General features: G+C 71.5%; 12 protein-coding genes, 1 tRNA gene and 3 pseudogenes. 10 read left to right on the top strand and 6 right to left on the bottom strand.

From position 1 onward, the window contains the following. Positions 1–328: 328 nt before the first annotated feature. On the bottom strand, positions 329–1,894 hold the full coding sequence (locus tag ACF053_RS00370) for an MFS transporter (protein WP_391951702.1): 1,566 nt from the start codon (positions 1,892–1,894) through the stop codon (positions 329–331). 264 nt (positions 1,895–2,158) lie between these two features. Here ACF053_RS00370 and ACF053_RS00365 point away from each other — a divergent pair. Then, positions 2,159–2,229, top strand: a tRNA-Cys gene (locus ACF053_RS00365). A gap of 66 nt (positions 2,230–2,295) precedes the next feature. Here ACF053_RS00365 and ACF053_RS00360 read toward each other — a convergent pair. Together ACF053_RS00360 and ACF053_RS00355 are read right to left on the bottom strand one after the other, a co-directional pair. Continuing rightward, entirely contained in the window at positions 2,296–3,246 is a 951-nt protein-coding gene (locus tag ACF053_RS00360) for a LysR family transcriptional regulator (protein ID WP_391951701.1), read from the bottom strand. Then, entirely contained in the window at positions 3,243–4,163 is a 921-nt protein-coding gene (locus ACF053_RS00355; RefSeq protein WP_391952603.1) for a LysR family transcriptional regulator, read from the bottom strand. The genes ACF053_RS00360 and ACF053_RS00355 overlap by 4 nt, the downstream gene beginning before the upstream one ends. Before the next feature lie 260 nt (positions 4,164–4,423). Between ACF053_RS00355 and ACF053_RS00350 the strand changes: the two genes are divergently transcribed. The 6 genes from ACF053_RS00350 to trxB all read left to right on the top strand — a co-directional run bounded on the left by ACF053_RS00350 (position 4,424) and on the right by trxB (position 9,766). Further along, positions 4,424–5,164, top strand: a complete 741-nt coding sequence (locus ACF053_RS00350; protein WP_391951700.1) for a tRNA-dependent cyclodipeptide synthase — start codon at positions 4,424–4,426, stop codon at positions 5,162–5,164. Continuing rightward, complete coding sequence (locus ACF053_RS00345; protein ID WP_391951699.1) at positions 5,151–6,539, top strand: purine-cytosine permease family protein; 1,389 nt, start codon at positions 5,151–5,153, stop codon at positions 6,537–6,539. Before ACF053_RS00350 ends, ACF053_RS00345 begins: the two co-directional genes overlap by 14 nt. Before the next feature lie 18 nt (positions 6,540–6,557). After that, complete coding sequence (locus ACF053_RS00340; protein WP_391951698.1) at positions 6,558–6,911, top strand: rhodanese-like domain-containing protein; 354 nt, start codon at positions 6,558–6,560, stop codon at positions 6,909–6,911. A 76-nt stretch (positions 6,912–6,987) separates the two neighbouring features. Further along, positions 6,988–7,428 carry a thioredoxin family protein gene (locus ACF053_RS00335; protein WP_391951697.1) on the top strand — a complete coding sequence of 147 codons (441 nt, stop codon included), beginning with the start codon at positions 6,988–6,990 and terminating at the stop codon, positions 7,426–7,428. Positions 7,429–7,502: 74 nt separating this feature from the next. Further along, on the top strand, positions 7,503–8,798 hold the full coding sequence (locus tag ACF053_RS00330; RefSeq protein ID WP_391951696.1) for a S8 family peptidase: 1,296 nt from the start codon (positions 7,503–7,505) through the stop codon (positions 8,796–8,798). Beyond that, on the top strand, positions 8,795–9,766 hold the full coding sequence (gene trxB / locus ACF053_RS00325) for a thioredoxin-disulfide reductase (protein ID WP_391951695.1): 972 nt from the start codon (positions 8,795–8,797) through the stop codon (positions 9,764–9,766). Before ACF053_RS00330 ends, trxB begins: the two co-directional genes overlap by 4 nt. A gap of 58 nt (positions 9,767–9,824) precedes the next feature. Here the strand turns inward: trxB and ACF053_RS00320 are convergent. Both ACF053_RS00320 and ACF053_RS00315 read right to left on the bottom strand, forming a co-directional pair. After that, positions 9,825–9,920 (bottom strand): annotated as a pseudogene (locus ACF053_RS00320) (GNAT family N-acetyltransferase); the annotation flags it as partial. Then, positions 9,920–10,089 (bottom strand): annotated as a pseudogene (locus ACF053_RS00315) (IS5/IS1182 family transposase); the annotation flags it as partial. The pseudogenes ACF053_RS00320 and ACF053_RS00315, both read right to left, overlap by 1 nt. Before the next feature lie 103 nt (positions 10,090–10,192). Here ACF053_RS00315 and ACF053_RS00310 point away from each other — a divergent pair. Continuing rightward, a complete protein-coding gene (locus tag ACF053_RS00310) occupies positions 10,193–11,104 on the top strand; it encodes a helix-turn-helix domain-containing protein (RefSeq protein WP_391951694.1) in 912 nt (303 codons plus the stop codon). Between the two features lie 231 nt (positions 11,105–11,335). Here the strand turns inward: ACF053_RS00310 and ACF053_RS00305 are convergent. Beyond that, positions 11,336–11,552, bottom strand: a pseudogene (locus ACF053_RS00305) (IS5/IS1182 family transposase); the annotation flags it as partial. A 170-nt stretch (positions 11,553–11,722) separates the two neighbouring features. Here ACF053_RS00305 and ACF053_RS00300 point away from each other — a divergent pair. Both ACF053_RS00300 and mscL read left to right on the top strand, forming a co-directional pair. After that, the gene (locus ACF053_RS00300; protein WP_391951693.1) at positions 11,723–12,226 is read left to right on the top strand and encodes a hypothetical protein; all 504 of its coding nucleotides are present in this window, start codon (positions 11,723–11,725) and stop codon (positions 12,224–12,226) included. 45 nt (positions 12,227–12,271) lie between these two features. After that, positions 12,272–12,730 carry a large conductance mechanosensitive channel protein MscL gene (mscL, locus tag ACF053_RS00295; protein ID WP_391951692.1) on the top strand — a complete coding sequence of 153 codons (459 nt, stop codon included), beginning with the start codon at positions 12,272–12,274 and terminating at the stop codon, positions 12,728–12,730. The last annotated feature ends 206 nt before the right edge of the window (positions 12,731–12,936 follow it).

Below are 12,936 nucleotides of genomic sequence, written 5' to 3'. Positions count from 1 at the left end.
ACGACTGATCTGACGCCCGTGGTGGGCTGGTGATGTACGCGTCGCGCGGCTGAGGCTTCGCTGTTCGCCCGATACGTGCCGTAGCGCCCCGGAGAGACCGCGTACGGGCAACTCGCCCGACCGTCGCGCACGTTGTGGTGCAGCAGGGAGACGTCGGTGGTGTTCCGTCAGGCCGTCGGGTGTGGACGTAGACCGACTGCTCCGCCGTAAGGGTCCGTGCCGGGGAACCCGGCCACTCCCTGCACGGAGGCGCGGTTGACCCCTCGGAACGTCCGTCCCGAGGGGCGCGCCGCCCGGGCAGCCCGCCGCAGGACCACGACGCCCGCCGTCACGGTGCTTTCGTCGTGGCCGGTTCGTCGCGGCGTGTTGTCGCGGAGGCGGCCCGTGGCGGGCGGAGCCCGAAGGCGATGACGGCCAGAGCGGCCAGGGCGACGCCGAAGAGCAGCCACATGGCCGCCCGGCCGCCGCTGGTGAATACGGTCCCGAAGAGGTCGCCTGCCTGTTCCGCGGTGAGGCCCGTGTGGCGCACGAGGAGGGCCGGGCCGTCCTGCGGGTTCTCCCCCACCTGAGCCGTCCAGGGGCCGGAGGAGAGGCCGTGCTCGGCCAGGCGGTCGTTCAGGGCGTCCCGCGCCGCGAGCCGGTAGACCTCCATACCGACGGCCAGCCCGAGCGCCCCACCCAGGTTGTGACAGGTCCACGAGGCGCCGACGGCCGTTCCGGCCAGGTGGCCGGGCACCGCGGACAGGGCGGCCACGGTGGCGGGCCCCAGCACGAGGGCCCAGCCCACTCCCATCGCCACGAGCGCCGACACGAGGGAGGCCATACCGCTCGTGGGGGTCAGACGGGCCTGGGCCAGCGCCGACAGGGCGAGTGCCAGGAAGCCGAGGCACAGCATGCGGCGGGGCCCGTGCCGGTCGACGAGCCGGCCGACGAAGGGAGACAGCAACGCGACGGCCGCGGTGCACGGGAGCAGCAGCAGACCGGTCGTGTGCCCGTCGAAGCCCCGGACCGTGTGCAGGTACAGCGGCGTCAGGAAGAGGACGACGCAGTAGAAGAAGGCCAGCGCGAAATCCGCCGTGACGGCCCCGAGGAAGTCCCGCCCGGCGAACAACTGGAACCGGATCAGCGGGTTGCGGGCCCGAAGCTCCACCGCCCGGAAACCGACGAGTGCGACGCCGCCGCACACGAGGAGGGAAACGGTGCCGGGCGAGGCCCACCCCCACAGGTGGCCCAGGGTCAGTGCCAGGACGAGAGAGGGAACGGAGAGGGACAGCAGCGCCAGGCCGGGCCAGTCCATCCCGCCCGTCAACTTCTCGCCGTAGGACTCCGGCACGGTCGGGACGCACACGGCCATCGCGGCCGCGACGAGCGGAACGTTCAGCCAGAAGACCCAGGGCCAGCTCGCGGAGGCCGTGAGGAAGCCGCCCAGGACCGGGCCGAGCGCGAGCCCGAGCCCGTTGACCCCGTACAGGCATCCGATGGCCCTTCCCCGCTCGTGCGGGGGGAAGATCGCGGTGATCAGGGCCCCGGTCGCGGTGTAGAGGACCGCGCAGGCGGTCCCCTGCAGGAAGCGGAAGGCGATGAGCCACTCCGGGGTGGCTGCGCAACCGGCCCCCAGGGAAGCCGCGCCGAAGACGACGGCTCCCGTGTAGAGCACTTTCCGCCGGCCGTGGCTGTCGGCGAGCCGGCCCGTCGTCACCATGCCGGTGGACAGGGCGACGATGAAGACGTTCACGATCAGCTGGAGTTCGGTGACCGTCGCTCCGAGGTCGTCCTGGATGACCGGTGCCGCCGTACTCACGATGGTCAGGTCGATGCAGCCCAGGAAACTCAGTGTTCCCAGACCGGCGAAAGCCCACCACTTCCGTACCCTCTTCGACGCGTCGTCGGTCACGCTGTCCTCGATTTCATCCCACCGCCTTTTGCGGGCAGTCAACCGCTGTCGCCATACGTGTGTCGACGGGTATCGCGAAAAGGCATGGCCCCTTGCCGGAGAAGCATGACGAATTCCGGTCGGACGCGATTCATGCCGTCCATGCAGAGGTGTGAGAGGTGTTCCCGCGGTGCGGAGGATCTGCTACGTTCCGGTGTCGACGGAAAGGCGCGGCCTTGAATGAGGCAGCCGGTCGCCTTTGTGGTTTTCCGGAGGTCCTTGTCCGGTGGAGTGGCCGAGAGGCGAGGCGACGGCCTGCAAAGCCGTTCACACAGGTTCGAATCCTGTCTCCACCTCTGTCCCGTCCGCCGCCTGTGGGCGGCGGACGGAGAAGCCGGGCGGTCTTCGCACGACCGCCCGGCTCAGTCGGCTCTGCCGCTCCGGTACGCCTCGCGTACCCCGTCCGCCAGCGCGGGCGCCCGGTCGGCGGCCCAGCTGTGCGGCGGCCAGACCAGCAGCAGGCGGTGGCGGGTGCCGGGGTCGGTCAGCGGCGTGTAGACGACGCCGGCCGCCGGCGCGGGGTACCAGTAGGCAGGCAGGACGCCCTGTACCGCGCAGGCCAGCGCCGTCGCCTCGGTCTCGTCGGACGCCCAGCGCACCTCGACGTGGACCTCGGCGTCCCGTACGGCCGCCGCGAAGTGGTGGCGCAGGTCGGCGCCCCGGCGGCCCCCGACGAGCACGGACACCTCGCCGTCGAGGTCGCGCAGCGCCAGCGGACGGCGCCCGGCCAGGCGGTGGCCGGCCGCGGTGCCGATCAGCATGTCCTCCTCGGCGAGCACGGCGGAGGCGAGGGTATCCGGAAGAGGCTCGTCCAGAGGGGACTGCCGCACCACGGCCAGATCGAGGCGGTGTACGCGAAAGAGCCTCAGCAGGGCGGTGCCGGCGTCCGCGGCCCGCGCGTCGGCGGTCGGCTCGCGGTACGCGTCCAGGAGGGTGCACAGCTCCAGCTCCACCCGTGGGAGCAGTTCCCGTGCATGGGCGCACACCAGGGGAAACACGGGTGTCGGAACCGTGCCGATGCGCAGGCGCGGCCCCATGGGGCCGGTGGGGCCGCCGTGCCCGCCGGCAGTCAGGAGGTGGTCGATCCTCGGCAGCAGGTCGTCGGCGCAGCGGAGCAGCAGCCGGCCGGCGACGGTGAGGCGGGCCCCCCGGTGGTCGCGGCGGAGCACCACGAGCCCCGTTCCCCGCTCGAGGTGCTGGATGCGGCGGGTCAGGCCCGCCTGGCTGACGCCGAGTGCCCGCGCGGCACCGGCCAGACTTCCGGCGTCGGCGACGGCCCGCAGCACCCGCAGGTCCTGGACCTCGACGTTCATGGTGCTTCGACCCGCGCCAGGTCGCGGTGCGCTGCGGAGAGCAGGGCGACCAACTTGGGTATCCGTGCGGCGATCCAGCTCTCCGTGCGGTAGGCCACGAGATGACGCACGCGCATGTCCAGATCGACCACGGGGCGGCGCACCACACCCGGCTGCAGAGGCCGGTACGCCTGGGTCAGGGCCACGCAGCCCTGGTGGCGGATCACCGGGCACCGTGGTCCGGAGACGACGATGTCGTGCGTGATGCGCGGCGCGAATCCGTAGGGGGCGCACAGGCGGCGGAGTTTCTCGTCGCAGGCGTCCGGGCCGGTGCACGAGATCCAGTCCTCGCTCGCCAGGTCCGCCATGGTGAGCCGTTCCGCAGTGGCCGTCGGCCGGCCGGCGGCCACCGCGAGCAGTACCGGACTCTCGGCCCAGGGGATGTGCGCGACGGGCCCCCCGCCGGACCTGAGCGGACCCTCCACCGAGTGGTGGTCCCGCAGGGCGATGTCGATCTCCCCCTCCCGCAGCAGGTCCATCACCTCCCGGGTGGTGTGGGGCGTCACGATCTGCACGCGTTCCTCGGACGGCATCCGCTGCAGGGCGTCGAGGAGCGGCTCGTAGAAGACGCTGCACGCCGCCCCGCCGATCCGCAGCGTTCGCCGACGCAGCATGCGGTAGTCCCGTACGCGCTCCTCGTAGTCGTCGAGGGAGCGGATGATCGACTCGGCGTGCTCCAGGACGGCGCTGCCCAGGGGGGTCGGGCGGGTGCCGTGCGGGTCGCGCTCGAACAGCGTCCCGCCGAACAGTTCCTCCAGTCGGCGAATCTGGCGGCTCAGGGCGGGCTGAGGGAGTCCCAAGACCGCCGCGGCCTTGTTCAGGCTTCCCGTCTCGGACACGACACACAGTTGTCGTAAGTGGCGAAATTGCAGGTCCATGTCAACAGTTAAACCGTTCCGCGTGACCTTTGCCAAGGTCATGGCACAACGCGTTCCTTTCGCGGCATTCGCGTCCGGAAAATTACTTATCGTTGACCGCCGGACACACTGTGCTGTTCATTTCGGATTTGCGGCGGTGGCATAGCCGCACGGCAGTACCCAGCCAGCCTGCGGACCGCCACCATTCCACTCATCGCCTCACGGGCCGGGGGTCCGGCTGCGCCTGGGGGACCTGTCCGCACCACTGGCTGAAGGTGAATATGTTTGAGATTGAACCACTCACTGAACGATGTCGCGGCCTACTGACCACGGCCGCTCACGCATGCGTCGGAGTGAGCCCTTTCAACAGCTACTTCACCGGGCCGCGACTGCGGCGGCTGGCCGAGTGGGCCCTGAGGCGATTCCCGCACGTCCACTTCTTCGTGCCCGACACCGCGGCCGCGTACACGCTGGAGGCGCTGGGGTACGCGCCGAGCCGCGCCCGCCACAAGGCGCAGCGGCAGGGTCGGTACGTCCACAACAAGATCTGCACCGCGTTGCGGGAGCTGGGTGTGCGCGACCCCGCGAACCTGATCCTCGACATGGGCCGGCTGCACGAGTCGCCCCGCTACATGCGGCTGCTGGACGAGGCACACCTGTGTTTCCACCAGGACGAGGGCTTCCGCGCCGCGTGCCTCGACGCCTCTCGCTGGGTCCTGCACCAGAAGCTCCCGCCGGGCACCGCTCCCGACCAGGAACAACTGCGCAGCGCGGTCCGCTACTTCCTCGCGGAACTGCCGCTCTTCGCCGACGCCGGAGGCATCGCCGGCCACGGCTCCTCGCTCTTCGTCTATCACCAGCGGGTCGCCTTCCTCGAGCGCTTCTTCCACCGCGAGCTGGAGTGGCGCCCGGTGGACGGGCAGGGCTTCCTGGTCGTCCACGACCGGACGCCGGACGCTCCCGAAGCGCGACACCCGGCCGGGACCGCTCCCGCGGGGGAGGTGGCCGGTGTCGACGACTGAGAGCGGACGCAGAAGCGCCCTGCCCCCCGAGTCGACCGGGCCGGCCGCGGGGTCCGCCGACGACGAGGCGTCGGACGACTACGCGCTGACCCCGGTGCCCGAGGGCGCGCGCCGTTCCTGGCTCTCCGTGGCGGTGCAGCGCTTCGGGCAGGTCTCCTCCTTCCAGCAGTTCATGGTCGGCGCCGTCCTGGGCTACGGGATGACGTTCACCGACGCGGTGATCGCCATCACCGTCGGCTCGGTGATGCTGGAGGTCATCACGATCCTGATGGGCGTCGCCGGAGTGAAGGAGGGCGTGTCCACCTCGGTGCTGGCCCGCTGGTCGGGCTTCGGCCGCAAGGGCTCCGCCGCCGTCGGCATGCTGGTGGCGCTCAGCCTCGCCGGCTGGTTCGGCGTCCAGAACGGTGTGTTCGCCCAGGGCATGCACGACCTCGCCGGATGGGCTCCCGTGTGGGTGTGGGCGGTGGTGGGCGGCGTGTCGGTGACGGCCGTCTCGGTCTGCGGTTTCACCATCATGGCGTGGACGGCCTACCTGACGGTACCGGCGTTCCTCCTGCTGGCCGGCTGGTCGGTGGCGGACACTCTCGCCGGCCACTCACTGCGCGAGCTGCTGACCGGGGCTCCGCCGGGACCGGTGATGTCCCTGGCCGAGGGCACCACGCTGGTGGCGGGCGCGTTCATCCTCGGCGCGCTGATGACCCCCGACATGACGCGCTTCAACCGCCGTCCCTCCGACGTCGTCAAGCAGACGCTGCTGGGGGTGACACTGGGCGAGTACGTGATCGGGCTCACCGCCGTCATGCTCGGGCACGCCGCACGCACCGCCGACGTCGTCGGCATCATCACCACCTCGTCCGGCCTGCTGGGCACGCTGATCCTGACGACGGCGATCCTCAAGATCAACGACTGGAACCTCTACTCGTCCGCACTGGCCGCCGTCAACAGCGTCGACGTCCTCCTGGGCCGCCGTGTCGGCCGGCGGGGCGTGACCCTGGTCATCGGCGTGGCGGGCACCGCCCTGTCCGCCGCCGGCATCGTGGACGACTTCGCCGGCTTCCTGGAGACCATCGGGGTGCTCGCCCCACCGGTGGCCGGGATCATCATCGCCGAGTACTACGTGGTGCGGCGGTACCGCGCCGACCTGGAGCGGGCCCGCCGCACGGGCCGCTCACCCGAGGGGATTCCCGACTGGCTCCCCCTGTCACTGGTCTGCTGGGCCGCCGGAACGCTGGTCGGCGCGTACCTGGACGTCGGCATCCCCGCCATCAACGCCGTCGGGGCCGCATTCGTCCTGTACGCGGTGGCCGGCCGGGCGATGGACTCCCGCCGCCGCGGCCGTGCCCGGCGAACCCCCCTGTCCGACCGGACGACGTGACGAGGATCGGAGGCCGACATGCTGCCCCTGGTGCAGCGGAACGAACTGAAAGACCTGATGGACACCGGAAAGGTGGTCGTCGTCGACACGATGCCGCCGGCCTACTACGCGCGCGAGCACCTGCCCGACGCGGTCAACATCCCGGGATTCCCGTACGAGGAGGCGGCGCGCTCCACCGACGAACTCGCGCCCACCGTACTGCCGGACCGCACCGCGCCCATAGTCGTGTACTGCGCGAACACCCCGTGCCGCAACAGCGAACTCGTCGGCGCGCGGCTCGTGTCGCTCGGCTACACGGACGTACGCAAGTACCGCGAGGGGATCGAGGACTGGGTCGCCCACGGCCTGCCGACGCAGACCACCACGGGCTGACCGCCCCGGAACTTCCCCGCCCGCGCACCTGCGTCGTGAACCCGACCCACTGCGCACCCCCACCGGAAGGAAAGAGATGATGTATCGCCGACTGGCTCTCGCCACCGCGGCAACCGCGATGCTCCTCGGCGGCACCGCGGTCCCGGCCGCCGCCCAGCCGCCCGCGGCCGAGGTGTCCGCCACCGCCGAGATCCCCTCCGTCATCGAGGTGACCCCGGCCAACTACCAGCAGCTGATGGAGTGGTCGCACACCAAGCCGGTGGTGCTCGACTTCACCGCCTCCTGGTGCTACTGGTGCCAGAAGCAGAAGCCGTACCTCCAGCAGTACAACACCGCCGACAACGGCTCCTGGGTCTGGGCGAAGGTCGACGTCGACCGCAACCGCGACCTGTCCAGGACGTACGGGGTGCGCGGCATCCCGGCCCTGCTGAACATCCAGGACGGCAAGGAGGCCGGTAGTCGCCTCGTCGGCTTCGACGGCCCGACCTCCCTGCGCACCTGGCTGAACCACCTGTGACACCCCTGTGCCGCCGCCGCTCCCCGCGGCGGCGGCACGCCCTCGCGTGTCCCTCCTCAGAAAGGCTCATCCCCATGGACAACGCCCTGGTGCGGGCCCTGACCGCGGCAGTCGTCGCCGCCGGTGCGGCCCTTCCCGCCCTGCTCGCCGGCCCGGCCGTGTCCGCCACCCCGGCGGACCGCTCGCCGTCCCTGCCCTCGGCCGCCACCGTCCACATCATCGAGGTCAACGGCACCGACGCCACCGAGGAGGCGGTCACCCGGCGGGCTCAGGAGATGATCGCCGCTCACGGCGGCGCATTGCGGAGGGTGTACTCCGCCGCTTCCCAGGCGTTCTCCGTCTCGCTCACCGAAGAGCAGAAGACCTCCTACTACAAGGACCCCCCAGTCGACTCGATCACCAGTGACCGTGTCTACCGGATCGCGGGAGAGCAGCAGCCCGTCCGGGGGACGGGCACCGCACGGGTGGCGCTCGGCGGTATCCAGCTGTCACCGCCCTCATGGGGCCTGGACCGCATGGACCAGCGCGACCTGCCCCTTGACGGCGTCCACCGCATGCCGCACGGAGTCGGCGCGGGAGTGGACATCTACGTCGTCGACACCGGGGTCCGTGTCGCGCACCGGGAGTTCCGGGGCCGCCGGGCGCACGGTGCGTACGACGCCATCGAGCAGCGCCCGGGCGGGGGAAGCGACTGCAACGGCCACGGGACCGCCTCCGCGGCCACCGCGGCCGGTCTGTGGACCGGCGTCGCCAAGGGCGCCACCGTGCGGTCGGTGCGTGCCTTCGGCTGCGACGGCACCGGCACGCTGGAGCACATCATGTCCGCGGTCGACTGGATCACCGCCCACGCCGACGGCCCCTCCGTCGTCAACCTCGGCTTCTCCGGCGAGCCGGGTTCGGTGCTCGACCTCCAGCTCTACCAGATGACCGGCAAGGGCATCGCCTACACCGCCGCGGCGGGCAACGGCGACGCATCGGGCAACGGGATCGAGTCCTGCGAGACGACCCCGGCCCGGCAGACCACCGCCATCACCGTCGCCGCCACCGGCCGCGACGACAAGCGCCCGGCCTGGTCCAACCACGGCTACTGCGTGCACCTGTTCGCACCCGGCACCGACATCACCACCGCCGGCGCGCGCAGCGACGGCTCCTACGTCAAGCTGACGGGCACCTCCGCGGCCACCGCCGAGGTGACCGGCGCCGCGGCCGTGTACCTGGCCCGCCACCCCGACACGACGCCGGTCGAACTGGACCAGGCGCTCACGGCCTCCGCCACCCGGGACCACGTGCGCGACGCGGGCCCGGAGTCCCGGAACCTGCTGCTGTACACCGGACCCTCCGACCATGCGCGAGAAGGTGACCGGGGGTGAGCGGCGTCGTCCGGGACGTCGTCGTCATCGGGTCGGGCCCCGCCGGCTACACCGCCGCCCTCTACACCGCCCGGGCCGCACTCCGCCCGGTGGTCCTGCGCGGCAGCACCGCCATCGGCGGCGCGCTGGCCACCACCACCGAGGTGGAGAACTATCCGGGCTTTCCCGGCGGCGTACAGGGGCCCGACCTGATGGACGGCATGGCAGCGCAGGCGGAGCGGTTCGGCGCCGAGCTGGTCGACGTGGAGGCGGTCGCCGTCGAGCCGGCCGGGGACGTCAAGAGGATCACCGACAGCGAGGGACGGGAGCACCTGGCCCGGACCGTCGTCGTCGCCACCGGGACGCGCTACCGCAAGCTCGGCCTGCAGCAGGAGGACGAGCTGTCCGGCCGGGGCGTGTCCTGGTGCGCCACCTGTGACGGGTTCTTCTTCCGCGGCCACGACATCGCCGTGGTCGGTGGCGGCGACACCGCCCTGGAGGAGGCCACCTTCCTGAGCCGGTACGCCCGTTCGGTGACGGTGGTCCACCGGCGGGGTGTCCTGCGGGCCTCCAAGGCCATGCAGCGTCGCGCTTTCGCCGATCCGAAGATCTCCTTCGCCTTCGACCGCGAGGTGGTGGCCCTGCACGGTGACATCGGCACGGGGCTGACCGGCATCGGGCTCCGGGACACGGCTACCGGGACGACGGAGGAACGGGCGGTGACGGGGTTGTTCATCGCGATCGGTCACGATCCGCGCACCGAGCTGTTCAGGGGCCGGCTCGCTCTGGACGAGGCCGGGTACGTGCGGGTGGACGCCCCGTCGAGCCGTACCAGTGTGCCGGGCGTGTTCGCCGCGGGCGACGCCGTCGACCGGGTCTACCGCCAGGCCGTGACTGCGGCAGGCACCGGATGCGTGGCCGCGCTGGACGCCGAACGGTACCTGGCCGAGCTCGGCGACCTGAGCTCGCCGCCGGGTAGTGGCCGATGAAGGGGCGGTCGCCTCGTCGGGGTTGCTGCCGGGCTGCGGTGGGCCGGTCGTCGAAGGGCCGTTCCCGCCCCGTCGCGACGGCGGCGTCGAGCACCGCGCCGGCTGCCTCGGTGGCGTAACCACGCCCATGCGGGCGCTGGAACAGCGCATACGCATCCCGAAGCAGGGCGGCAGTGACCGCCGGGCGCACCCGCCGACCAGCACGTGGACGTGGGCCGCGGAACCGTCTCATCAGGCATGTTCCGCGTCCCGCCACCCTGCGGCCGCCCTTTCGACGGCGGGATCAGCGACTTCGCGATCTCCCACCGGCCGTCCGGCACGATCGGCGCCGGTGGTGAGGGAACCCGGCAGAGCTCCGGAGAACTCACGGGATGTCGCACCGGGGCGCTTGAGCCTCCAGCGGCTGGAGGGTCCAGTATCCCGCCCATGGACGACGAACGCCCCGACGTGCTCACCATCGGTCAGCTGGCGCACCGCACCGGACTTTCCGTGCGTACCCTGCGCTTCTGGTCGGACGAGGGAGCGGTGCCGCCCGTGGCCCGCTCCGCGAGTGGCTACCGGCTGTACGACGCCCAGTCCGTGGCCCGTGTCGAGCTGGTCCGCACCCTGCGGGAGCTGGGCCTCGGGCTCGACCACGTCTGCCGCGTCCTGAGCGGCCGCACCACGGTCGCCGAGGTCGCCGAGGCGCACGTGGCCGCGCTCGACGCGCAGATCCGCTCGCTCAAGGTGAGCCGGGCCGTCCTGTCCACCGTGGCGAAACGGGGCTCGACCGTTGAGGAGACAGCACTGATGAACCAGTTGGGGCGGCTTTCCGCCGCCGAACGCAAGCAGATCATCGACGAGTTCAAGGAGGAGGTGTTCGGCGGTCTCAGTGTCGACCCGCACTCGCGTGACCGCATGCGCGCCTTCAGTGTCGAATTGCCCGACGATCCCACGCCTGAGCAGGTCAACGCCTGGATCGAACTGGCCGAGCTGGTGCGGGACCCCGGGTTTCGCGCCCGGTTGCGCACCTGGATGGAGCTCAACACTCCCGTACCGGGGCAGGGCCGTCCCCCCGGGGCGTCCATCTGGTGGGCCAGGCAGGTCGTGCAGACCGTCACGGAGGTCGGAGAGCGGGGGGTCGCTCCCGAGGGGCCTGCAGCGGCCGAGGTGCTGTCCGCGCTGTTCGGCGACACCGATCGGGCCGCCGTGCTGCGCAGCCTGGAGGCTGGGATCGAGGCGGGGGCTGAGCGCTACCGCAGGCTCGTCGCCCGTGTACGCGGGCAGGCTTCGTCGCCCGACGCGACCGAGGCCCTGGAGTGGCTGGCGCGAGCCCTGCGCGCCGCGGATCAGGCCTGAGCCGACCCGACGACCCGACGAGCCGACCGGCCAGGCCGCCGGCCGCAGCCCGCGCCGTTCGAAACGCGGAGTCGAGAGTCGTTCGTCCGTGAACACGCAGGAGCTCAAGAAGGCCCTGGGGCGCTGAGCCCCACCGGATCAGGAGACCGAGGGGGCCGGCCGGCTGTCAGGCGCGACCGTGGCGCGGACCGCACAGCAGCATGCCACGTCCCGACGGGGCCGGCCCCCGGAGTGTTTGCCCGAGTCGAACGGGCGGTCGGCGGTGATGCCGTCGATCGGTAGGAGCGTCCCGTCCAGGATCACGTACGCCGTCGTCGACGCCGCTCGTGCGGCTTCCGTGAGAGTGGGGCGAGGCGGCCAGGAGGTTGACGGCCTCGGTGATGCATCGGTAGGCGGTGGTGGTGCCGATCCCGGAACCGGCCGCGAGCCGGGCGTAGGGCCGGCCGTTGCCGTTGGAAGTTCACGAGTTCCGAAGGCGCTGCCGTGATCGTGGACCCGCAGTCGGTCAGCGAGCCCCGCCGGCCGGCAGCGCATCAGCGTCGTCCCCTGACACGCCGACCCGCAGCGTGCTGACATCCGGAGCGGGTATCGCTCGCGGCCCTGGGCAGACGAGACCTCATGCACGGACAACACGCGCGCCCCACGAGCACTCTGTTCGGCCCAGCCTGCGGAGTCCGGACACCGACACCCGCCCAAGCCGGTGCCAAGCACTCCCGCAGGGACCGGATCAGCGGCCGTCTGCGCCGCCGGATCCTCGCGTACCGGGCGATCGACTTCCTGTCCACACACATCCCGGAACACTCCGGGCCAGGCGAGGAATGTCTGCTCCTCGTCCACATCCGCCAGGTCGTCGGCCAGATCCATTACCGCATCTGCCCCGACTGCGCCCAGGGTGTCATCACCGCCATCGTGATCGACGAGCGTTTCCACAGCACCGGGCTCGGCACCCGTGCGCTTTCGCACCTGCGGTCCCGCCACCCGGGCCTCGCCTGGCGCAGCACGCTGAGCATGCGCACCACACGCGATCTCCTGCGCCGGATGCGCATTCCCACGCTCACGTCTGACCCGCACTGCCGCCACGCACGCCGACCGCTGTCCGCCCCGTCGCCCGTCCGCGGCTGACGGCGTGGTCGGTTCCCGACCGTCGACGTGGAAGAACTCCGAGGAGTGAGGAGTGAGAAGGTGAAGGGCTTCCGCAGCTTCATCCTGCGCGGAAACGTGGTCGACCTGGCCGTCGGCATCGTCATCGGAGCGGCGTTCACCGCCGTGGTCAACGGTTTCGTCCGCGCCTTCCTGACACCGCTGGTCGGGCTGGCCACCGGCGTCACGGGCGACATGAGCCGCAAGACCTTCAGCGTCGGCAATACCGAGTTCCCCTACGGCGCCTTCATCAACGCCGCGATCAGCTTCCTCCTCCTGGCCGGCGCCCTGTACTTCCTGGTCGTCCTCCCGATCAACAAGCTGCACGAGCGCCTCGCCCCACACCACGACGTACAGGCCCCCAAGCGGGACTGCCCCGAGTGCCTCAGCCCCGTCCCGGCCCACGCCCGGCGCTGCGCCGCCTGCACCGTCCCCCTGCCGGCAGTGCCCGCCCAGGCAGGCGAGATCACCCAGCGCGCCGACTGACCGGGCGTCACTGATCGGGCCCGTGACCACTCGGACGGCTCCCTCGCTCGGCCGCACGGCCAGTGGCTCGAAGCGGTACCGGGTACGTGCGTCTGATCGCCACGCGGGACGACACCCGTGGCACCGGCCCCCGACGTCGCCTGTACGCGGCGTTCACCGAAGCGGCGGAACGTCGCGGTGCACGGCAGTCGGAGGTGATCACGTCG

The sequence above is a fragment of the Streptomyces kanasensis genome, assembly GCF_043077165.1.
GTDB lineage: Bacteria > Actinomycetota > Actinomycetes > Streptomycetales > Streptomycetaceae > Streptomyces > Streptomyces changanensis.
The sequence above is the reverse complement of the archived record's forward strand: the minus strand, read 5'-3'. Positions and strand labels throughout refer to the sequence as shown.